Source organism: Candidatus Synechococcus calcipolaris G9, assembly GCF_029582805.1.
GTDB lineage: Bacteria > Cyanobacteriota > Cyanobacteriia > Thermosynechococcales > Thermosynechococcaceae > Synechococcus_F > Synechococcus_F calcipolaris.
Window position 1 is genome coordinate 1617590 of the sequence record NZ_JAKKUT010000002.1, and the last position, 19793, is coordinate 1637382.

Below are 19793 nucleotides of genomic sequence, written 5' to 3' on the forward strand. Positions count from 1 at the left end.
ACGAGGCTTTCAAGAAACGCTATGGTAATGGCATTCAGTTGATCAACCTTAGCAAAAAACCGAGGAGAATTGAATGACGGTTGCGCCACTCAGTTGGTCTGAATTAGAGGCCATCAATGATTTTTCAGTTGACCTAATTCATGGAGCCACCAACTCTCAGTCCGGCTTACGGTTATTTGGACAGACTGAAGATCAGGTGCGAGTTACCCTCTATCGGGATCATCATGCTTGGTGTCCCTACTGTCAAAAGGTCTGGCTTTGGCTTGAGGAAAAGCAAATTCCCTACCGCATCCAAAAAGTATCCATGGTTTGCTATGGCCAAAAGCAGGACTGGTATAAGCAAAAGGTTCCCTCTGGAATGTTGCCGGCCTTGGAATTGGATGGCCGTTTGATCACCGAAAGTGATGATATTTTGATTGCCCTAGAGCGAACCTTTGGCCCCCTAGGGTATGAGATGACAGACGCAACAGTGATTCCCCTGCGCCAATTGGAGCGATCGCTGTTTCGGGCTTGGTGTATTTGGCTCTGTTCCCGCTACCGCTCAGAACGGGAAGAACAACGGCGGCGAGATCAATTTACCGCAGTAATCAAAGACTTGGAAGCAGCCCTAGACCTAACCCCTCCCTACTTTTTACCCGTTTTTAGTGTAGTTGATGTGATCTTTACCCCCTTTTTGGAGCGCATGAATGCCAGTCTGTACTACTATAAGGGCTATTCACTTCGAGAAGAAAATATAGGTTTAGCCGCTTGGTTTGCGGCCATGGAAACCCGCTCGACCTATCGCGGTACCCAAAGTGATTTTCATACCCACGTCCATGATTTACCGCCCCAAATGGGGGGATGTTACAGCAACGCCCATCCCCAGACCCAGATCAACCAAAACCGTGTTAATTTTGGGCCTTGGTTGGGATTGCCCGATGTGTCCTATCCAGAGCCGGATACAGCGCGGCAAGAGGCCCTCTACCGGGTATTGAAGCATCGTACAAATATTATGCGGGTGAACCCCGCCAGTCCAGAGGTGATTGATTGGGCACTTCGTTGCGCTCTCACCAAATTGATCAAGGGAGAAGACTGTTTACCGCCCCCAGGTTCCGATGGGGCATTGCGCTATTTGCGCGATCGCATTAGTGTGCCCCGAGATATGTCAATCTATGCAGCCAAGCATCTACGGCAGGCCTTGGAAGTAACGGCGGCTTTGGCTGGAGATGGCCAACCGGCCCCGTTGCCCGTGAATCACCGCCAAGATCAGAACCCAGCTAATTTTAACGTGAGTTCGGCTTAAACAACTGTGAGTAAATGGTGATCAATCGTAATGGATGGCTTCTTCGGTTGATGAGTATAGACAATTAGCCCACAGACGATATCCACGATACAGTTGATTGGGGAACGGTGACGAGAGTGTTCAAGTTGAGAAATGTTCTTCAACTGATCAATCACCGTCTCAAATAATGGCCCGTTTCCTCAGCATCAAGAGATCGCTCAATTCTTATCCCCAACTCACGTTAATTTCTATCCATGGTTGTACTGACCCCTGACCATTTCCCAGATGCCTTTTGGCGGGCGATCGCCCAGTTTAATCAAAAAGACTACTACGCCTGCCACGACACTCTTGAAGACCTATGGATGGAAGCGATCGAACCGGAACGCAGCTTTTATCAGGGACTTTTGCAATTAGCCGTTGCCTGCTATCACCTCAGCCAAGGCAATCGCCGGGGAGCCATCTTGCTTCTAGGGGAAGGGATGAAGCGATTAAAACCCTATGGAGCGGACTACGCTCACCTCAACATTGCCCAACTGCGGCAACAGGCCCAATCCTTGCAACGAGAACTCCAGCAGTCTGGAGAGGTGTTACCCCTGCCCGATCTCTCTATTTCTAAAAATGATTTATAAAATCAAACATTCTAGGGTCTGCGGGAAAATTTAGCCCCAAGCTGAACCTGGGGCCAAGGTATTCCTAATTAGAGATCATCTAGGGCGGCAATGCCTGGCAAGACCTTTCCTTCTAGGAGTTCTAGGCTTGCACCACCTCCCGTGGAAATATGACTCATCTGACTGGCTACGCCGACCTTTTCCACCGCTGCAACGGAGTCCCCACCGCCAATAATGGTGCAAACGCCGGTTCCCGTTAATTCGGCTAGGGTGCGGGCGATCGCCTCAGTACCCACGGCAAATTTGTCAAACTCAAACACCCCCATGGGGCCATTCCAGATGACGGTTTTACATTCTGTCAGGGCTGCCTGAAACGCCTGAACCGAATCCGGGCCAATATCTAGACCCATCCAGCCCTCAGGGATTTCTGAGACTGGAACGGTTTTAGCATTGGCATCGGCGGCAAAGGCATCGGCAACGACCACATCCGTGGGCAACAGAAAATCGACACCTTTTTCCTTCGCTTTGATTTCTAGCTGCTGGGCTAACTCCAATTTGTCTGCCTCTACGAGGGATTTACCCACGCTCAGACCCCGTGCTTGGTAGAACGTGAAAATCATGCCGCCGCCAAGGATCAGCTTATCTACTTTTTCCAGGAGGCTTTCAATGACACCAATTTTAGAGGAAACCTTAGAGCCGCCGACAATGGCTGCCAAGGGCCGCCGCGGATGTTCAATGGCATTTTGCAGATACTCGAGTTCCTTCTCAATCAGGAATCCCGCCACACAGGGCCGGAGATACTTAGTGACACCTTCCGTGGAGGCATGGGCGCGGTGGGCCGTACCAAAGGCATCATTCACGTAGACATCGGCGCAGGCAGCTAATTGCTGGGCAAACTCGGGATCATTTTTTTCTTCTTCGGGATGGAAGCGTACATTTTCCAGTAGACAGACCTGGCCAGGGGTCATGGCTTGGCTATGGTTAACGACCGCTTCACCAATGCAGTCATCTAGTTTGACAACGGTGGTATTGAGTAGTTCTCCGAGTCGCTGGGCCACCGGAGTAAGACGCAGCTTGTCATCCACCCCCTTGGGGCGACCAAAGTGACTGGTCAGAATCACCTTAGCGTTTTTAGTGATCAAGTCTTGAATGGTCGGTAGGGCGGCGCGAATGCGGGTATCGTCAGTGATCTGGCCATTGCTATCTAAAGGAACATTAAAATCAGCCCGAACTAAGACTCGTTTACCATCTAAATCAGCGGTAGACAGATCTGCTAAGGTTTTTTTGGACACGATACGGACTCCATAAGTGCGTCAATGGGGAGATGATAGAAATAGAGGCTTTCAGACGTTGTTTAAGGTGAATGGGCGATCGCTCACCTCAACGTTATCCCAGAGTGGTTTATCCCCAGTCTGAGAACAATTTTACCGAAGGGTGTGCCCCCATAACCGATCTCGGAGTTAAACGACCATGTTCAAAACAATTCTCTTTCCCATCGATCGCAGCCGTGATACCCAAGAAGCGGTACAAACGGTTGTTGAGTTAGTCCGTCTATGTCAAAGCAAACTCATTTTACTGTCAGTACAAAATGATCAGATTGCCGACCCTGACTTGGCTGCGGCGATCGCCAGCTTTTTAGAGGAGGCCAAAACGGCATTTTCCGCCCAGGGGATTATTGCTGAAACCCTGCTGCGTCAAGGTAAACCCGCCTTTGTTATCTGCGATGTGGCGGATGAGTTGCAAATCGACTTGATTGTGATGGGCTGTCGGGGAACAGGCTTGACCCAGGAAGGTATTAATGAAAGCGTTAGCAATCGGGTGATTAATCTTTCCTCCTGCCCGGTCTTAGTAGTTCCCTAGGGAGCCTTGATTCACGGCCGCTGAGCACAGGAAGAGCAGATGCCATAATTAAGCTACAACCTCTACTTGATGGGTTTCCACCGTAAGTGGTAAGCCACGCTCTGCACGAACTTGTAGGCAAGCCGCTATGGCATCCTTGATGTTTTCAAGTGCGTCCTCTTTCGTTTGTCCCTGACTAATACAGCCTGGAATACTAGGACACTCTATAATCCAAACTCCATCCTCATCACGCTCAAGGGTTACATTGAATTTCATAAGCCTTAGTTGATAGCGGCATAATATTCACTTAACAGCTTATCTCCTATCTCTCTATGGGATGTATCCCAATAAACAGCCAAATAGGGCGATCGCCCCAGACCATGATAAATCCAGAGCGATCGCTATTTTTTTGAGTTTTGAGGACTTAGCCTCAGATTAGACCTTGATCTACCTTGATCATCTTAGGAATCGAAGACCTTAAAGACCTTAGTAGTCAAAGTCTCCACCCATGCCTGCACCGGCACCGGCAGGAGCATTATCCTTGGGTTCAGGCTTATCAACAATGATGCATTCGGTGGTCAGCACCATGCCAGCGATGGAGGCGGCATTTTGCAAGGCCGAACGAGTCACTTTGGCGGGATCCACAATTCCGGCAGCAAACATATCCACATAGCTGCCTTTGGCGGCATCATAACCGACGTTGAAGTCTTTTTCCTTCACCCGCTCGGAAATGATCGCACCGTTTTGGCCAGCATTTTCGGCAATGCGACGCAGGGGCGAGGTCAGGGCCCGCTCCACAATACCAGCACCGATGAGTTCTTCACCCGTTAGGTTGGCTTCTGCCCAGGTGGCTAGATCGGGGCCGAGGTGCGCCAATGTGGTGCCACCACCGGGAACAATCCCTTCTTCGACGGCAGCCTTGGTGGCATTAATGGCATCTTCGAGACGAAGTTTGCGATCTTTCATTTCCGTTTCTGTAGCTGCACCGACCTTAATGACGGCAACGCCACCGGCTAGTTTAGCCAAACGCTCTTGCAGCTTTTCCTTGTCGTAGCTGGAATCGGTCTCTTCCATCTGGCGACGGATTTGCTCACAGCGGGCTTTGACTTCCTTCTCGTTACCTTCGGCCACAATTGTGGTGTTGTCTTTGGTAATCGTGATCCGGCGGGCTTTGCCCAGCATTTCCAGCTTGGCGGTATCCAACTTGAGACCGGCATCTTCGGTAATCATTTGACCACCGGTGAGGACGGCAATATCCTCAAGCATGGCTTTACGGCGATCGCCAAAGCCAGGGGCCTTAACGGCGGCCACATTCAAGACACCCCGCAGACGATTCACCACTAGGGTTGCCAGGGCTTCTTTTTCAATGTCTTCGGCAATGATCACCAAGGGACGACCGGAACGGGCCACTTGCTCCAGCACAGGAACCAGATCCTGCACTAGGGTAATTTTCTTGTCGGTGATTAGAATGAACGGCTCATCTAAAATGGCTTCCATCCGCTCGGTGTCGGTGGCGAAGTAAGGGGAGATATAGCCCTTATCAAAGCGCATCCCTTCGGTGACTTCCAGTTCAGTGGTCATGGACTTGCCTTCTTCCAGGGAAATAACCCCTTCTTTGCCCACCTTATCCATGGCGGCCGCAATCATTTGACCCACTTCTTCGTCATTACCGGCAGAAATGGAAGCAACTTGGGCGATCGCCTTGGAATCTTCCACTTGCCGGGCATGGGCAGCAATTTTTTCCACCAGGTATTGGGTTGCCTTATCAATCCCCCGCTTCAGGGAAATGGGATTGGCACCCGCCGCTACATTGCGAAGACCTTCTTTGACCATGGCATGGGCAAGGACGGTGGCCGTGGTGGTTCCGTCTCCAGCCGCATCATTGGTTTTAGAGGCCGCCTGACGAATTAAGGCAACCCCAGTATTTTCAATGTGGTCTTCCAGTTCGATTTCCTTGGCAATGGTGACACCATCATTAATGATTTGAGGTGCGCCAAATTTCTTTTCTAGGACAACATTACGACCCTTGGGGCCGAGGGTTACTGCCACGGCTTCGGTAAGAATGTCCATGCCCTTTTCCAAGGCACGCCGGGCGTTTTCGTTGTAGATGATCCGCTTAGCCATAGTTCTGTATTCCTGTCTTAAAACATTGAATGGTGATTAATTGACCTAACAATTGACCGAAAAGTGACATCATCTAAACTGTGACATCACCGCTTCGACTAGAAATCCTAGACAACGATCGCCAAGATGTCTTTTTCCGAAAGCAAAACGTACTCATCGCCAGCAAGCTTGACCTCGGTGCCAGCATATTTGGAGTAGAGAACCTTGTCGCCCACTTTTACATCCATGGGCTGGCGGCTGCCATCATCATTGATTTTGCCGGGGCCAGTGGCGGTGACTTCGCCCACCTGGGGTTTTTCCCGAGCATTATCCGGTAGTAGAATCCCACCGGCGGTTTTTTCTTCGCTTTCGCTAACTTTTACAAAGATGCGATCGCCCAAGGGCTTCACAGTCGAAACACTTAGAGATACGGCTGCCATAGCGTACTGATCTCCCATTTGAAGGTTATTGTGGTTATTGAACTCTCGCCTAAACCCCTGAAAATTCACTCATTCAGGAGAAACGAGAGACTGGTAAAGTGGTTAAAGAGGATTCTAGAAACCGACAAATTCCCGTAGCTTGTCTGGTTTTAGCACTCCCAACCCCTGAGTGCTAATGTACCGGTAATCAGAATCCCTTGGCAATTCCCCGCCGAGTACGGTTTACCGAACGAATTGGACAAACTTAGCTCCCCGGTGTTTGCTAATCCACATTTTGCTCGGTGTTGTTAGCTTGTTAGGTGTTGTTAGCTATGGCGATCGCCTCAACCAACCCCACCACGGGGGAACTTCTCAAGACCTATGCGCCCCTCAATGATGGGGAAATTGAGACCTGTCTCGCCAAGGCTGCAACCGCCTTTGCCAGCTACCGCAAAACCGCCTTTGACCAACGGGCGGGTTGGCTCCTGAAGGTGAGCGATCGCCTCAAACAGGATCGGGAACGGTGCGCCCAGATGATGACTCTAGAGATGGGAAAGCCCATCACCGAAGCGATCGCCGAAGTAGAAAAATCCGCTTGGGTCTGTCGCTACTACGCGGAACATGGGGCCCAGTTTTTAGCTGATGAACTCGTAGACACTGATGCCAGCCAAAGTTTTATCCGCTACCAACCCCTAGGCCCGATCCTGGCGGTGATGCCCTGGAATTTTCCCTTTTGGCAAGTCTTTCGGTTTGCGGCTCCGGCCCTGATGGCGGGCAATGTGGGCTTACTCAAGCACGCATCCAATGTACCCCAATGTGCCCTGGCGATCGCCGAGATTTTTGCTGAGGCAGGGTTTGCCGATGGTGTTTTTCAAACCTTACTCATTCCCGCTAGCCGGGTGGCTCCCTTGATGGCCGACCCACGGATTAAGGCAGCGACCCTAACGGGCAGTGAACCGGCAGGGATGAGTCTTGCCCAAGCGGCGGGTCAACAGATCAAAAAAACCGTCCTAGAACTGGGGGGCAGTGATCCCTGTATTGTCTTAGACAGTGCGGATATAGGGGCAGCTGTCACCACCGGCCTCAAATCCCGGATGATCAACAACGGCCAATCCTGTATTGCCGCCAAGCGATTTATTGTCCAAGCCTCAATTTACGATGAATTTGCCGAGCAACTGATTCACCAAATGCAGGGCTGGAACCTAGGGAACCCCCTCAACCCGGAAACCCAACTGGGGCCCCTCGCCACCCAGGGTATCTTAGACGAGTTAGGCCAACAGGTGGAACAGGCGATCGCCCAGGGGGCAACCCTTCACTGTGGGGGGCAAGTTTTGCAAGGAACCGCAGCCCTACTCCCCGAATTACGCCAGGGTTACTTTTATCCGCCCACCCTTTTAAGTGATATTGGCCCAGAGCATCCCGCCTTTAGCCAGGAGTTTTTTGGCCCCGTCGCCCTACTGTTTCGGGTCAATACCCTGGATGACGCGATTCAACTGGCCAATGCCACTCCCTTTGGCCTAGGGGCGAGTGCCTGGACAACGGATCCCCACCAACGCGATCGCCTCCTGGATGAACTGGAGGCCGGAGCCGTATTCATCAATGGCTTGGTCAAGTCCGATCCCCGTTTACCCTTTGGCGGCATTAAGCGATCGGGCTACGGCCGCGAATTGGGGCGAGTGGGCATCCAGGAATTTGTTAACTTAAAGACCGTCTGGATCGCCTAATCAAAGATTCAGGACTCAGGGTTTGTTTTTTACCCTGGGTCTGCTGCTATAATTGTGGATTGTGTAAATTAATTGACACCGAAAACCCTTGGCAAACGTAGTTGTAGTTGGCGCCCAGTGGGGCGATGAAGGCAAAGGCAAGATTACCGATCTCCTGAGCAAATCAGCAGATGTCGTCGTCCGCTACCAGGGTGGAGTCAATGCTGGGCATACAGTTGTCGTAAAGGATCAAACCTTAAAGCTGCATCTGATTCCCTCTGGCATTCTCTACCCAGAAACAGAATGTATTATTGGTACCGGCACGGTCATTGATCCAAAAGTCCTTCTCGAGGAAATTGATCAACTGGAGGCCCTGAGCGTTAGCATCAATAACTTGATGATTGCGGAAACGGCCCACCTAACCATGCCCTACCATCGCATGATCGATCTGGCCTCAGAGGAACGGCGGGGTAGTCATCGCATTGGCACCACCGGGCGGGGTATTGGCCCGACCTATGCAGACAAGTCAGAGCGTACGGGCCTGCGGGTTCTCGATTTACTGGATGCCGATCAGTTGGCGGCCAAGGTCGAATGGGCGATCGCTTACAAGAATGTTCTTTTAGAGAAGTTCTACAACCTAAAGCCCCTAGACCCAGAACCAATTATCCAGGAATACCTAGGCTACGCCGATCGCCTGCGTCCCCATGTCGTGGATGGCTCCTTGCGAATTTATAAAGCCATTCGGGAGAAGCGAAACATTTTGTTTGAGGGGGCTCAGGGAACACTCCTAGACTTAGATCACGGAACCTACCCCTACGTCACCTCCTCTAACCCCGTGGCGGGTGGGGCCTGTGTTGGTGCTGGAGTGGGCCCCACCATGATCGATCGCGTCATTGGCGTGGCCAAAGCCTATACCACCCGTGTGGGGGAAGGGCCCTTTCCCACGGAGCTTTTGGATGAGACAGGAGAGCGACTAGGGGATCGGGGGGCCGAGTTTGGCACAACAACGGGGCGGCCCCGTCGCTGCGGTTGGTTTGATGCGGTAATTGGCCGCTATGCCGTGCGGATCAACGGCTTGGACTGTGTAGCTATTACCAAGCTAGATGTTTTAGACGAATTGGACGAGATCAAGGTCTGCGTTGCCTACAACATCGATGGCGATCGCTGCGAAGATTTCCCCAGCAATGCCCTGCACTTTGCCCGCTGTCAACCTATCTATGAGACCTTACCGGGCTGGAAACAGTCCACCAGTCATTGTCGTTCCTTAGAAGATCTGCCCGCCGCCGCCCTCAACTACCTCAAGTTTTTAGCGGAAATCATGTCCGTCCCCATTGCCATTGTTTCCCTAGGAGCCGAGCGGAACCAGACGATCATTGTCGAGGATCCTATTCATGGCCCCAAGCGGGCCTTGCTCTACCACAATGGCAGTGATGTTCCGCCCACCTTGAGCTAATTTCACGTTTGATTTTTCCCTTTTTACCTACGTTTTTTCAGGAGTTTTCCATGGCTACCCCCTTAACCATTGAATGTCATCTGCGCCCAGCGGACAGTAAGCCCAATGCCCTGCGCCAATCGGGACAAATTCCCGCCGTTCTCTATGGGCATAACGGCAATGAGTCCGTGAACTTGATCGTGGAAAGCCGGGTTGCCGGATTCCTGGTTCGGGATGCCTTTGTCGGCAAGACCCCCATTGAAGTATCCGTGCCGGACTTACCGTGGCAGGGAACCGCTGTTCTGCAAGAAGTTCAGGCCCACCCCGCCCGAGACACCCTCTACCATCTCAGCTTTTTCGTCAAGAAGCCTTAGGCTAAATTTGAGGACGGAATTTTCGGCGGGGCGATCGCTGGGTTGAGGTTAATCCTTCTAGGGTTATCGCCCCCCTGAAGGATTAATGGGTGGCCCACCTTGGCCCCGCAGTTGCTCACCCATAGCCCGCCCCTGCACGCCCCGACCTTGACCTTGCATTTGTCCCCAAGTACGCATTTGTTCACCCATGGCCTGCCCCTGAGCACCCCTTGCTTGGCCTTGTCCACCCATCTGTTGACCCACGCCAGGGCCGCCCGGGATTCCTCCTGATTGGGGGCCACGTCCTTGAGGGCTAACCGGATTTTGGGCTAGGGCTAAGGGAGAGAGCAAGAACAGTGTTGGAACGGTAATCAATAAGTCATGGATTCGCATAGGAACAACCTTGCAAAACTTGCAAAAAACGTCTGGCAAAGAAATTTGATCTAGATGAAAATTTGGTGCAGATGAATATGCTACTATCCTAGCGATTTTAACCTCAGAGATCCGGCCCCGTACCCCACTTCAGGACAATAAACCGAGATTGCCATGATACCCCTTAAAGGTTTTTACCGACTGAGCTTAGCCTGTCTGCTGGCTCTAATTATTTATTTTGGCTGGAGCGCGCCTGCCCATGCCCTAGGGGGTGAACTGCCCCCCCTGGATACCCCTGCACCAGAATTTAACCTGCCTACCCATAGGGGGGATGGCTCGGTATCTCTAGCGGATTACCGGGGGAAATGGCTCGTTGTGTATTTTTATCCGAAAGACTTTACCTCCGGCTGCACCTTAGAAGCCCAACGATTTCAGCGGGATTTAGACCAGTTCCATCAGCGAAATACCGAAGTGATTGGTATCAGTGCCGACTCCATTGATTCCCATGCCGAATTTTGTGATTCCGAAGGCTTGACCTTTCCCCTCCTCTCCGATACCACGGGTGAAGTGAGTAAGGCCTACGGCTCCTGGTTGGGATTTATTTCTCTCCGCCATAGTTTTATTATCGACCCCGACGGCATTCTCCGCGATCGCTATGTAAAAGTCAGTCCAGCGATTCATTCCCAAGAGGTGTTAACTCGCCTAGATGAGCTTCAACGGGCTGGATAGCTGCCATTCCAGAGGGGACGATGGATGAACTGGCAGATCGATGTAGCCTTGTGGGATTTGTAAGCACTTGCTAAAATGATTAAGTGTATGGGGTGTAGCAATGTATCTGTGCCTATGATCTGTAAAGGTAATTTTTTGATATTGCACAGTACCATTTCTGGTTGCACCATCCTTTACTGCTGCGTGGATTGAAGCTTATATGTCTTCACTAACGTTGACGTTTGTTGCACCGCAGTGGAATACCCTTAGTTTTACCTCAACTCTTTTCCTGAAGCCTATTTTAGACCTACTCCTCAGGGATGTACCTCCCTGCTGTCAGGATGAGTTGCGTCTAGGCTTACAAGAAGCTCTGGTCAATGCCTCCCACCATGGAAATGAGTTAAACCCAGACAAGGTTGTACTGGTGCGCTATTCAATGGTTGAACATCAATGTTGGTGGGTGATTACCGATCAAGGTATGGGGTTTTCACCACCGCGGTATATTTGCTCTGCCGTTGATGATCTACTACCGGAGGCTGAGGCCGAATCAGGCCGGGGCCTCTTTTTAATCTATGAAATCTTTGATGAAGTCTACTGGAATGGCCCGGGCACTGAGTTGAGCCTGTGTAAAGATCTAGAGCGGTATCTGCAAGGATTGTAATGGCATTTAATTTAGCCTAAGAGGGGCAATTAATCCTCGTCCTAGTTATGTCACCATGGGGGCGAGACGTCCGAGGAGGGTTAGGTGTATGGTATCAATCGCCCGTAAGAATTTATTTGAAGATTTACCACGATTTATGGTGGCCCAAGCAGGGATTATGTTTGCGGTCAGTCTAGTGACGATTCAAACGGGCTTACTGGAAGGTTTTGGCCGCTCCTCCACCCTCTTGATTGATCGATCAAAGGCAGATATTTGGGTGGCTTCCAAGGAAATTCGCTATTTAGATCTCACCCTACCCATTGACTATGAGCGGTTGAACGAAGCGGCGGCGGTGGAAGGGGTTGAACTGGCTGAGGCCCTAGTTCTCCGGGGAGCAATTTGGCAGCAGTCCACCGATGGCGAGATTGATCCGGTGCGGGTAGTGGGCTTTGATTCTGGGGGTGAACTCTTCCAGCCTTGGGCTGTTCAGTCCGGCCAGGTGAGTGAATTAGACGAATCCTATGGGGTGATGATTGATCGGGTGGATCAACGCAATCTGAATATTACCGGCATTGGTGATACCGCCGGGCTAAATGATTATCCGGCGATCGTTAAGGGGTTTACCCAGGGAATTCGTTCCATTGTCACCAGTCCCTACGTATTTACATCCCTAGAAAATGCCAACCTCTACCTTAACTTTCCCCGATTTGATGATGCTGATCCACCGGAGTTTGCACCTAGTCTGAATCCAGAAACGCCCATTCAGTTTATTTTGATTCGTGTGGATGCGGATTACGATCTCGAAACGGTGCGCCAGGATTTACAATTGACTCTTCCCGATCAGCGGATCATGACCACCGCAGAACTCTCCCAGTTGACCCGTGCCTATTGGCGTAGTAGTACGGGGGTCGGATTTATTTTAGGTCTGGGGGCCATTGTCGGCATTATTGTCGGCACGGTGATTGTGGGACAAATTCTTTACTCCTCCGTCTCCGATCGCCTCCAAGAGTACGGCACCCTAAAAGCTATGGGGGCCTCGGATTGGTATCTATACCGCATTATTATTGAGCAGGCCCTCTGGATGGCCATTATGGGCTATATCCCTGGTTTAATTCTCTCCCTGACTGTGGGGGCCTGGACCATGGAAACCCGGGCGATCCGCATCTTAATCACCCCAGAGACCGCGGCAACGGTCTTCACCGTAACCGTAACGATGTGTACCGGGGCGGCCCTATTTGCCATTCAGAAAGTCACCCACCTGGACCCCGCCATTGTGTTTAAGTCCTAGGAAATTCTAGGTTTGAGATGTTTTTCGCCAAGATCGGCGTGGAAGCGTTACCTTGGGATTCAATACCGGATTATTCAGGGAGGAGCCTGTTATCGTTAAATTAGCTAAACCCCCCCTAACTACTCCCATTCCTACGGCCAGTGCCTCGGTCTATCAAGATACCTGGTTGGATCGCCTTTGTATTTACATCCTGAAAGCTCAAATCAGTCGAGTGATTGGCCAAAAAACAAGTTTGCCGGGGTATGAGGGATTTGTGGCTCTGTCCAAGCAGGTGATGATTGGTCGGGATACTCAAGAGCAGCAGGCAGCGATCGCCCATGTACTCCGTTCAACCATTCCCCCTTGGATGACTCGCCCTATTCGCCGTCTGTTTCAGCCAAATCGCTGGGTCTGTGAAACCAATGCCTGGTTTGCAACGGTTTTATTTCAGTGGTTGGTGGGCCCCTGCGATCGCCATAGTGTGGATATTGTGGATCAAACAGGTCAGACCCACCAGCAAAACAGTGGGGTTCATATTCAGAAATGCCGCTACTTAGAACAAAGTCAATGTGTTGGCCTCTGTATTAACCTCTGTAAAGTTCCCACCCAGACCTTTTTCAGCGAAGAGTTGGGGATTCCCCTCACCCTCACCCCCAATTTTGAGGACTTCAGTTGTGAAATGGTCTTTGGTCAACAGCCACCGCCCCTGGAAACGGAACCGGCCTACCATCAGCCCTGTATTGCCCAAACCCATGGCTCTTCCCCATGTCCCAAGGTGCGGTAATTATTTTGCAGGGATTATAATTAATCAATTGGGGAGACAATCCCAAGGACAGTTTGATAACTGCCTCTGCATAGAGATGGGGGCCGGTGGGTAAGTTTTATAGTGTCATAAGACGCGATCGGGCCAAAGATTGACTAGAGATTTAGTAGTGAGGGTGTGAGGTTCATGCCTAAGTTCAAATATTTATCGTTGCAACTGGCTGCGGGTTTAACGGCCAGCTTCCTGGCTAGTTGTGGGTTTTTGGTGAGTGAAACCGAGGTAGTGGTTCCGCCGCCACCCCCACCGCCCCCTGCGCCAACCCCCGTTACCGCCGCCCCTGCACCCCTCCTAGAGAGCTTGGCCAAGCCGACGCAGCCGGAAGCGCGCTTGAGTACCCTGAAGCCGGGAGAACAGGTGGGCCGGGCCAATCCCTTTGAACCAGTGAGTACAGGAGAGGAGGGGACAGCCATTCTCAGCAGTAGTGATGTGCCCCTATTACGGCCGGGAACCTACCGCTCGCCGGAAGAAATTAGTGCCAGCCTCAGAAATATCCGCACAGCGATCGCCGCGAGTCCAGGAGGTATTGTAGGTGGCCCCGGTGGTACCATCGCGCCACCGCCCCCGCCGCCAACCCCCACCGAGGCCCAGGGGGTGCGTGTCTTTGGAGTAGCGGCCATTAATGGCATCACCCGTGCCGTCGTCCGGGCTCCAAACGAATCCGTGACCCGTACCGTTCAGGTGGGAGATACCTTAGGCGGTGGAGTGCGGGTTACGGCCATTGAAGCCTATCGCACCGATCCGGTGGTTGTGCTGGAGCAGTATGGGCAAACGGTGCGGATTAGTGTGGGCCAATCTCCGGTGTCCCAAGGTGATGCCCCCCCTGTGCTGTAGTGCCTTTTCGACCTTTTGATCGATCTCTTTGTCTAGTGTAGGTTCCCAATTTTTTCGGTATAATCCTTAGCAGAATGGCTGTGTAAATAACGCCAATATCCCCCATACCCTAGGTTTTATGACAACCTCAGCATCTGCATCAACGCTATCTCCAGACCAGTCATCGGTGTGGATTAAGGGTCTACTTAGTGTGGCCTGGGCCGACGGTCACTTTGACCCTGAGGAGCAAAAACTGATCACGGATTTGATTCAGGATGAAATTGCACCGGAGTTTTCCCTTAGCTCCTTTGAACCCGTTAAGGATGAGGAACTGATTGCGGCCCTGGGCGGCGATCGCGATCTGGCGGAAAACTTTATCCGAACAGCGGTGATGGTGGGGTTAGCCAACGGCATTTACTCCCAGGCAGAGGATGCGGAGTTACAGCGGTTTTGTCGGGCCCTAGGTTTACAAATTGATGCCCTCGATGCCCTGCAACACACCTTAGATGGCCACCACGATGAGGCGATGAAGTCGGGGGATGCGGATCTCCTCAAGCCCATGCGTCAATGGCTCGATGGCATGGATGTCAAGGATGCAAAGGTTGCCCGTTTCCTCTGTCGCTTAATTCCGCCCCAATGTCCCTTTGAGCGAGATGTTACTCTGTTTGGCCGGAAAATTGTGCACATTCCCCCCCTGTGTAAGCTTAATCCCCTCTATGATCAATTGGTGGGCCTCCGATTTCGTTCGTTAACCTATCTGGCGGATGAATGCAAAGAAGATATTACGCCCTACTGTTAGCCCATTATTCCTGAACCTATGCCATCTAAAGCCAAAATTGCGATCGCCCACTTGGGCTGTGATAAAAATCGCGTTGATACGGAACATATCCTAGGATTACTGGTGGAAGCAGGGTATGGGGTGGATACGGACGAAGCGGCAGCGGACTACGTGATTGTTAACACCTGTAGTTTTATTCAGGCGGCACGGCAAGAGTCGGTACAGACCCTGGTGGAGCTAGCGGAAGCCAATAAAAAAATTGTGATTACGGGCTGTTTAGCCCAGCATTTCCAGTCCCAACTATTGGATGAAATTCCAGAAGCCGTTGCCGTGGTTGGCAGTGGCGACTATCAGCATATTGTAGAGGTGATTGAACGGGCCGAAGCAGGCGAGCGGGTAGAGCGGGTTAGTGCGGTTCCCAATTACATTGCCGATGAAACGATTCCCCGCTATCGCACCACCCCCGAACCCATGGCCTATCTGCGGATTGCCGAAGGCTGTGACTATCGATGTGCCTTTTGTATTATTCCCCATCTACGGGGGAATCAGCGATCGCGCTCCATTGAATCCATTGTCCAAGAAGCCAACCAACTCGCCCAGGAAGGGGTTCAAGAAATCATTCTCGTCTCCCAAATCACGACCAACTATGGCTTAGATCGCTATGGCCAACCCCAACTGGCGGAACTGCTGCGGGCCCTAGGTGCGGTGGATATTCCCTGGATTCGTATGCACTATGCCTATCCCACCGGCTTGACTGATGCGGTGATTGCGGCGATGCGGGAGACCCCCAATATTCTGCCCTATCTGGATTTACCCCTCCAGCATTCCCATCCCGAGATTCTGCGGGCGATGAACCGGCCCTGGCAGGCCAATGTCAATGATCATGTGATGGAACGACTCAAGGCAAGTCTCCCGGATGCGGTCTTTCGGACGACGTTTATTGTGGGCTTCCCCGGTGAAACGGAGGAGCATTTTGATCATTTATGTCAGTTTGTAGAGCGTCATCAATTTGATCATGTGGGCGTATTTACCTTTTCCCCGGAAGACGGTACCGCTGCCCATACCCTCCCCAACCAAGTCCCAGAGGAGATAAAAGATCATCGCCGCGATCGCCTCATGGCCCTACAGCAACCCATTTCCTACCGGAATAATCAACGGCAAATTGGCTTAACGGTTCCGGTTTTAATTGAACAGGAAAACCCCCAGACTGGAGAATGGATCGGGCGATCTCCCCGGTTTAGTGCCGATGTGGATGGGGTTGTGTACGTTAAGGGGCCAGCCCAAATCGGACGCATTCTTCCCGTGGAAATTACCGCCGCAGATCCCTACGATCTCTATGGCATCACCCATCTTCGCGAGGATTAGTCCAGTCCATTAACCCACCCAGGGAACACTTGATGTGGATGGTTTACTGGCTCTTGGGGGCGGCTGCTTTTGACTCTCCTGGGTGGAAATATTCCCTAGCTGATCCCCATGGGATAGGACCTCCGGGCGGTACATTGTTGGATAGTGAAAATGGAAACTTGACGTTCCCAAAATAAAAACATCCTGATCGTGGAGCAGCGTATTGTGCTCTAGGGGATAGCCATTGAGTAAAACGCCATTGCTGCTATGGTTATCCGCTAGGAAGTAGAGGGGTTGATCTTGAAAAATAAAGGATTGAATAATGGCATGACAGCGGGAGAGATGGGGATCATCCACGACAATGCGACAGTCCATACTGCGGCCAATTGTCCAACGGATGCCGCCCCAGAGAGTAATCTGCCGTTTAGGTTGCCCCCGTTGACGGATCACTAGCCAGGCAGATGCCGTTGAACCAGGATGACTCGACATGATGCCCAAGAGAGTTAAGAAACTTTTCTGATGCTGACCGTGATTTGAGGTCGAAAAACTCCCCCCTAGTCTTCAGCATAACCAGAAATATCTTGATAACCGGAAATATCTTGGCGAAGGGAGATGGCTTGACCGATGGCAAAACTCCGGGCAATTTGATCACACCGCTCGTTTCCCAGATTGCCACTGTGGCCACGCACATGGGCCCAGGTGATCTTTGAACTATTTAACTGGTCTAGGATTTGCCAAAGGTCTTGGTTGAGGACGGGTTTCTTCGCGGATGTTTGCCATCCCCGCCGCTTCCAGCCTCCAATCCATTGGGTAATTCCTTTTTGGACGTATTCGCTATCGGTATAGAGGGTAATGGAAGAGGGGGGAAACTGCTGCCAAAATTCCAGAGCCGCGATCGCCGCCTGAAGTTCCATGCGATTATTGGTGGTGTGGGGGGCATGGCCACCCAACTCTTGGATGCGGTCATTCTCAAAATAAACCAACACACCCCAGCCCCCGGGACCCGGATTGCCTTCACAGGCCCCATCGGTATAAATCGACGTAATTTTCAAAGTCTTTACTAAAAATCTTTACTATCTTTATTAGGTCTTGCAAATATTACAACTAGTACAGCGGCGCATCGCTCACTCTAGCAGGATTAGCCAAGGGCCCGACTATACCACTGCTGCTCCTCAGAACTACATTGCACGGGACAGGATAAACGCTCAGGATTCAGAAAATCGCTGTAGCGATCGCTGGCCATGTCACGGATCAGGCTAAGGCGGGTGTCAATATAGGAGTTCAAGTGATCCAACTGGTAGCCCTCTAAATGCTGTTGATGATTGAACTGGGCTAGTAACCACTGGGATAGGGAGGCATCATCCAAGTTAAGTAATATAGCGGCCTGGGTACATTCGACAAACTTCCAGAACTGCCGGAGTAGAGACGGTGTCATAGGGTGACCTCTCTTAAGCTTTTCTTCATACTTCACACCTTAGCGGTGTTTTCTAACCTGCGGCCTAGTTTACATAAACATGCAACTAAAGTTACTGAATGCTCATGAAATTTTGTAACTTTTTCTAAAGAGTTTTAACCAATCTCAGAATTATGCCCCTTAGGATTTAGCCTTTGCGGTGCGGCTGGCCCGCTGCTTTTCCTTTTGTTTGCTGCGTTTTTCCGCTGCTTTCCGTTCCCGATCCGCTTGGATGAGCTTTAAGCGTTCCGCCTCCTTTTCCTCAGCAACTTTATCCAGGTAGTAATGGTAGTCGCCTCGGTAGAGCCGGAGTTGGCCATCCTGAATGTCCACGATTTTATTAGCTGCCTTAGAAATAAAATAGCGATCGTGGGAGACGAGAATCACCGTCCCTTCATAATGTTGCAGTGCTTCCTCTAGCATTTCCTTGGCTGGAATATCCAGGTGATTAGTCGGCTCGTCCAAAATTAATAAATTGACCGGTTGCAGCAGCATTTTTGCCAGGGCCAAGCGGGCTTTTTCGCCGCCGCTGAGGGCCGCCACTTTTTTGAAGACAGTTTCGCCGCTAAACAAAAATCGCCCCAGCAGGGTTCGTACTTCTTCGTTTGTCCAGTCTGGGACTTCGTCGTGGATGGTTTCCATCACGGTTTTATCTAAATCCAGGGCCTCTGCTTGATTTTGCTCAAAGTAGCCCGGAATGACGTTGTGATCTCCCAATTTGATCGTGCCCTCACTCGGCTTTTCTGAACCCAGGATCAGGCGTAGCAGGGTGGATTTACCGGCTCCATTGGGGCCTAAAAAGGCAATGCGATCGCCCCGTTCAATGAGTAAATTGGCATCTAGAAACAAAATATTATCGCCGTAGGTATGGGTCATACCCTGGATTTCCACCACCTCGCGACCACTGCGGGGAGCTGCCGGAAACCGAAAATGGAGCGTCCGGCTTTTGTAGGTGGGGGCCTCAATCCGCTCTACTTTTTCCAACTGCTTTTCCCGGCTTTTGGCCTGGGTACTGCGGGTGGCACTGGCCCGGAAGCGATCCACAAAGGTTTGTTGTTTCTCTAGTTCCTTTTGTTGGCGTTCGTAGGCACTCAGTTGGGCCTCTTGCCGCTCGGCCTTCTGCTGAAGATAGGCGGAATAATTCCCCAGGTAGGTGGTGGAGACCCCCCGCTCCGTTTCCACAATCTGGGTACAGAGGCGATCCAGAAACTCCCGGTCATGGGAAACAATCACCATTGGCGTTGTTAAGCCCTTCAGGTAACGCTCTAGCCATTCAATGGTTTCCAGGTCTAGGTGGTTTGTCGGTTCATCCAGGAGAAGCAGATCCGGCTCTTGTAAGAGAATTTTGCCCAGATTCATTCGCATTTGCCAGCCACCGCTATAGGAACTGACGAGGCGATCGCCATCCTCCGAGCTAAACCCCATCTCCGGTAAAATTTTCTCAATCCGGGCATCCAGTCCATAGCCATCTAGGGCCTCAAATTCCCGTTGCAGCCGATCCATGGTGTGAAGTAGTTGATCTAACCGTTCCGGAGTTGCCGTTTCCATCTCCTGGTGAACCTGGAGCAGGGCCCCATGCACCTCATTGGCTACCCTAAAGGCCCGCCAAAACTCTTCCCGGACGGTGCGGGTGGGTTCAATATCAAATTCCTGGTTCAGGTAGGCAATTTTCAGGCTGTCGGGACGAATAATTTCTCCGGCCGTTGGCTCTACCTCTCCCATAATGATTTTTAACTGGGTTGACTTACCGGCCCCATTGACACCCACTAGGCCAATGCGATCGCCGGGCTTCACCTCCCAGTTAATATCTTTGAGGACTTCCCCGGTGGGATAGATTTTACGAATATGATCTAAACGCAGCACAATAAATAAACTCCTGG

The 19793-nt window shown here is 51.4% G+C and carries 22 protein-coding genes and 1 pseudogene; 13 read left to right on the plus strand and 10 right to left on the minus strand.

Annotated elements, in window-relative coordinates:
• Window positions 1-73 precede the first annotated feature (73 nt).
• The gene (locus L3556_RS10760) at window positions 74-1282 is read left to right on the plus strand and encodes a glutathione S-transferase family protein (RefSeq protein WP_277867273.1); all 1209 of its coding nucleotides are present in this window, start codon (window positions 74-76) and stop codon (window positions 1280-1282) included.
• On the opposite strand, the pseudogene L3556_RS10765 reads toward L3556_RS10760, so the two are convergent.
• Window positions 1279-1477, minus strand: a pseudogene (locus L3556_RS10765) (transposase); the annotation flags it as partial. The gene L3556_RS10760 and the pseudogene L3556_RS10765 sit on opposite strands and share 4 nt — an antisense overlap.
• 38 nt (window positions 1478-1515) lie before the next feature.
• Between L3556_RS10765 and L3556_RS10770 the strand changes: the two are divergent.
• Entirely contained in the window at window positions 1516-1890 is a 375-nt protein-coding gene (locus L3556_RS10770; RefSeq protein ID WP_277867274.1) for a DUF309 domain-containing protein, read from the plus strand.
• A gap of 68 nt (window positions 1891-1958) precedes the next feature.
• On the opposite strand, the gene L3556_RS10775 is transcribed toward L3556_RS10770, so the two are convergent.
• Entirely contained in the window at window positions 1959-3161 is a 1203-nt protein-coding gene (locus L3556_RS10775; RefSeq protein WP_277867275.1) for a phosphoglycerate kinase, read from the minus strand.
• 178 nt (window positions 3162-3339) lie between these two features.
• On the opposite strand from L3556_RS10775, the gene L3556_RS10780 reads away from it, so the two are divergent.
• Window positions 3340-3729 carry a universal stress protein gene (locus L3556_RS10780; RefSeq protein ID WP_277867276.1) on the plus strand — a complete coding sequence of 130 codons (390 nt, stop codon included), beginning with the start codon at window positions 3340-3342 and terminating at the stop codon, window positions 3727-3729.
• Window positions 3730-3777: 48 nt separating this feature from the next.
• Here the strand turns inward: L3556_RS10780 and L3556_RS10785 are convergent, their stop codons facing one another.
• The 3 genes from L3556_RS10785 to groES form a co-directional block, all read right to left on the minus strand.
• Entirely contained in the window at window positions 3778-3984 is a 207-nt protein-coding gene (locus L3556_RS10785) for a type II toxin-antitoxin system HicB family antitoxin (protein ID WP_277867277.1), read from the minus strand.
• 210 nt (window positions 3985-4194) lie between these two features.
• Entirely contained in the window at window positions 4195-5832 is a 1638-nt protein-coding gene (groL, locus tag L3556_RS10790) for a chaperonin GroEL (protein WP_277867278.1), read from the minus strand.
• A 107-nt stretch (window positions 5833-5939) separates the two neighbouring features.
• Window positions 5940-6251, minus strand: coding sequence for a co-chaperone GroES (gene groES / locus L3556_RS10795; protein WP_277867279.1), 312 nt, complete (start codon window positions 6249-6251; stop codon window positions 5940-5942).
• A gap of 311 nt (window positions 6252-6562) precedes the next feature.
• Here groES and L3556_RS10800 point away from each other — a divergent pair, with 311 nt between their 5' ends.
• From L3556_RS10800 to rplY, 3 genes are all read left to right on the plus strand, one after another.
• Window positions 6563-7954 (plus strand): NAD-dependent succinate-semialdehyde dehydrogenase, encoded by a 1392-nt coding sequence (locus L3556_RS10800; RefSeq protein ID WP_277867280.1) that lies wholly within the window; start codon window positions 6563-6565, stop codon window positions 7952-7954.
• Between the two features lie 88 nt (window positions 7955-8042).
• On the plus strand, window positions 8043-9386 hold the full coding sequence (locus tag L3556_RS10805; RefSeq protein ID WP_277867281.1) for an adenylosuccinate synthase: 1344 nt from the start codon (window positions 8043-8045) through the stop codon (window positions 9384-9386).
• Window positions 9387-9436: 50 nt separating this feature from the next.
• Window positions 9437-9739 carry a 50S ribosomal protein L25 gene (gene rplY / locus L3556_RS10810; RefSeq protein ID WP_277867282.1) on the plus strand — a complete coding sequence of 101 codons (303 nt, stop codon included), beginning with the start codon at window positions 9437-9439 and terminating at the stop codon, window positions 9737-9739.
• A gap of 63 nt (window positions 9740-9802) precedes the next feature.
• Here rplY and L3556_RS10815 read toward each other — a convergent pair whose 3' ends face one another.
• A complete protein-coding gene (locus L3556_RS10815; protein WP_277867283.1) occupies window positions 9803-10111 on the minus strand; it encodes a hypothetical protein in 309 nt (102 codons plus the stop codon).
• Between the two features lie 153 nt (window positions 10112-10264).
• On the opposite strand from L3556_RS10815, the gene L3556_RS10820 reads away from it, so the two are divergent.
• The 7 genes from L3556_RS10820 to rimO all read left to right on the plus strand — a co-directional run bounded on the left by L3556_RS10820 (window position 10265) and on the right by rimO (window position 16481).
• Window positions 10265-10819, plus strand: coding sequence for a peroxiredoxin (locus L3556_RS10820; protein WP_277867284.1), 555 nt, complete (start codon window positions 10265-10267; stop codon window positions 10817-10819).
• 199 nt (window positions 10820-11018) lie between these two features.
• Window positions 11019-11459 carry an ATP-binding protein gene (locus tag L3556_RS10825; protein ID WP_277867285.1) on the plus strand — a complete coding sequence of 147 codons (441 nt, stop codon included), beginning with the start codon at window positions 11019-11021 and terminating at the stop codon, window positions 11457-11459.
• 88 nt (window positions 11460-11547) lie between these two features.
• Window positions 11548-12726: an ABC transporter permease gene (locus L3556_RS10830; protein ID WP_277867286.1), complete on the plus strand. Its 1179-nt coding sequence runs from the start codon at window positions 11548-11550 to the stop codon at window positions 12724-12726.
• Between the two features lie 52 nt (window positions 12727-12778).
• Entirely contained in the window at window positions 12779-13489 is a 711-nt protein-coding gene (locus L3556_RS10835; protein WP_277867287.1) for a DUF4033 domain-containing protein, read from the plus strand.
• A gap of 165 nt (window positions 13490-13654) precedes the next feature.
• Window positions 13655-14359, plus strand: coding sequence for a hypothetical protein (locus L3556_RS10840; RefSeq protein ID WP_277867288.1), 705 nt, complete (start codon window positions 13655-13657; stop codon window positions 14357-14359).
• A 118-nt stretch (window positions 14360-14477) separates the two neighbouring features.
• The gene (locus L3556_RS10845; protein ID WP_277867289.1) at window positions 14478-15137 is read left to right on the plus strand and encodes a Mo-dependent nitrogenase C-terminal domain-containing protein; all 660 of its coding nucleotides are present in this window, start codon (window positions 14478-14480) and stop codon (window positions 15135-15137) included.
• A gap of 18 nt (window positions 15138-15155) precedes the next feature.
• Window positions 15156-16481 (plus strand): 30S ribosomal protein S12 methylthiotransferase RimO, encoded by a 1326-nt coding sequence (rimO, locus tag L3556_RS10850; protein WP_277867290.1) that lies wholly within the window; start codon window positions 15156-15158, stop codon window positions 16479-16481.
• Window positions 16482-16490: 9 nt separating this feature from the next.
• On the opposite strand, the gene L3556_RS10855 is transcribed toward rimO, so the two are convergent.
• The 4 genes from L3556_RS10855 to abc-f all read right to left on the minus strand — a co-directional run bounded on the left by L3556_RS10855 (window position 16491) and on the right by abc-f (window position 19776).
• Window positions 16491-16949, minus strand: coding sequence for an FHA domain-containing protein (locus L3556_RS10855; RefSeq protein WP_277867291.1), 459 nt, complete (start codon window positions 16947-16949; stop codon window positions 16491-16493).
• A 65-nt stretch (window positions 16950-17014) separates the two neighbouring features.
• The gene (rnhA, locus tag L3556_RS10860; RefSeq protein WP_277867292.1) at window positions 17015-17512 is read right to left on the minus strand and encodes a ribonuclease HI; all 498 of its coding nucleotides are present in this window, start codon (window positions 17510-17512) and stop codon (window positions 17015-17017) included.
• A gap of 86 nt (window positions 17513-17598) precedes the next feature.
• Window positions 17599-17895, minus strand: coding sequence for a hypothetical protein (locus L3556_RS10865; protein ID WP_277867293.1), 297 nt, complete (start codon window positions 17893-17895; stop codon window positions 17599-17601).
• A 159-nt stretch (window positions 17896-18054) separates the two neighbouring features.
• Complete coding sequence (gene abc-f, locus L3556_RS10870; RefSeq protein WP_277867645.1) at window positions 18055-19776, minus strand: ribosomal protection-like ABC-F family protein; 1722 nt, start codon at window positions 19774-19776, stop codon at window positions 18055-18057.
• Between the last annotated feature and the right edge of the window lie 17 nt (window positions 19777-19793).

What these genes read in the sequence shown, in the direction of transcription:
- L3556_RS10785 (WP_277867277.1), bottom strand. Translation starts at nt 3,984, where the DNA reads ATGAAATTCAATGTAACCCTTGAGCGTGATGAGGATGGAGTTTGGATT.
- L3556_RS10865 (WP_277867293.1), bottom strand. Translation starts at nt 17,895, where the DNA reads ATGACACCGTCTCTACTCCGGCAGTTCTGGAAGTTTGTCGAATGTACC.
- L3556_RS10770 (WP_277867274.1), top strand. Translation starts at nt 1,516, where the DNA reads ATGGTTGTACTGACCCCTGACCATTTCCCAGATGCCTTTTGGCGGGCG.
- L3556_RS10760 (WP_277867273.1), top strand. Translation starts at nt 74, where the DNA reads ATGACGGTTGCGCCACTCAGTTGGTCTGAATTAGAGGCCATCAATGAT.
- L3556_RS10845 (WP_277867289.1), top strand. Translation starts at nt 14,478, where the DNA reads ATGACAACCTCAGCATCTGCATCAACGCTATCTCCAGACCAGTCATCG.
- L3556_RS10855 (WP_277867291.1), bottom strand. Translation starts at nt 16,949, where the DNA reads ATGTCGAGTCATCCTGGTTCAACGGCATCTGCCTGGCTAGTGATCCGT.
- rimO (WP_277867290.1), top strand. Translation starts at nt 15,156, where the DNA reads ATGCCATCTAAAGCCAAAATTGCGATCGCCCACTTGGGCTGTGATAAA.
- L3556_RS10830 (WP_277867286.1), top strand. Translation starts at nt 11,548, where the DNA reads ATGGTATCAATCGCCCGTAAGAATTTATTTGAAGATTTACCACGATTT.
- L3556_RS10815 (WP_277867283.1), bottom strand. Translation starts at nt 10,111, where the DNA reads ATGCGAATCCATGACTTATTGATTACCGTTCCAACACTGTTCTTGCTC.
- L3556_RS10825 (WP_277867285.1), top strand. Translation starts at nt 11,019, where the DNA reads ATGTCTTCACTAACGTTGACGTTTGTTGCACCGCAGTGGAATACCCTT.
- groES (WP_277867279.1), bottom strand. Translation starts at nt 6,251, where the DNA reads ATGGCAGCCGTATCTCTAAGTGTTTCGACTGTGAAGCCCTTGGGCGAT.
- groL (WP_277867278.1), bottom strand. Translation starts at nt 5,832, where the DNA reads ATGGCTAAGCGGATCATCTACAACGAAAACGCCCGGCGTGCCTTGGAA.
- L3556_RS10840 (WP_277867288.1), top strand. Translation starts at nt 13,655, where the DNA reads ATGCCTAAGTTCAAATATTTATCGTTGCAACTGGCTGCGGGTTTAACG.
- L3556_RS10800 (WP_277867280.1), top strand. Translation starts at nt 6,563, where the DNA reads ATGGCGATCGCCTCAACCAACCCCACCACGGGGGAACTTCTCAAGACC.
- rplY (WP_277867282.1), top strand. Translation starts at nt 9,437, where the DNA reads ATGGCTACCCCCTTAACCATTGAATGTCATCTGCGCCCAGCGGACAGT.
- L3556_RS10820 (WP_277867284.1), top strand. Translation starts at nt 10,265, where the DNA reads ATGATACCCCTTAAAGGTTTTTACCGACTGAGCTTAGCCTGTCTGCTG.
- L3556_RS10780 (WP_277867276.1), top strand. Translation starts at nt 3,340, where the DNA reads ATGTTCAAAACAATTCTCTTTCCCATCGATCGCAGCCGTGATACCCAA.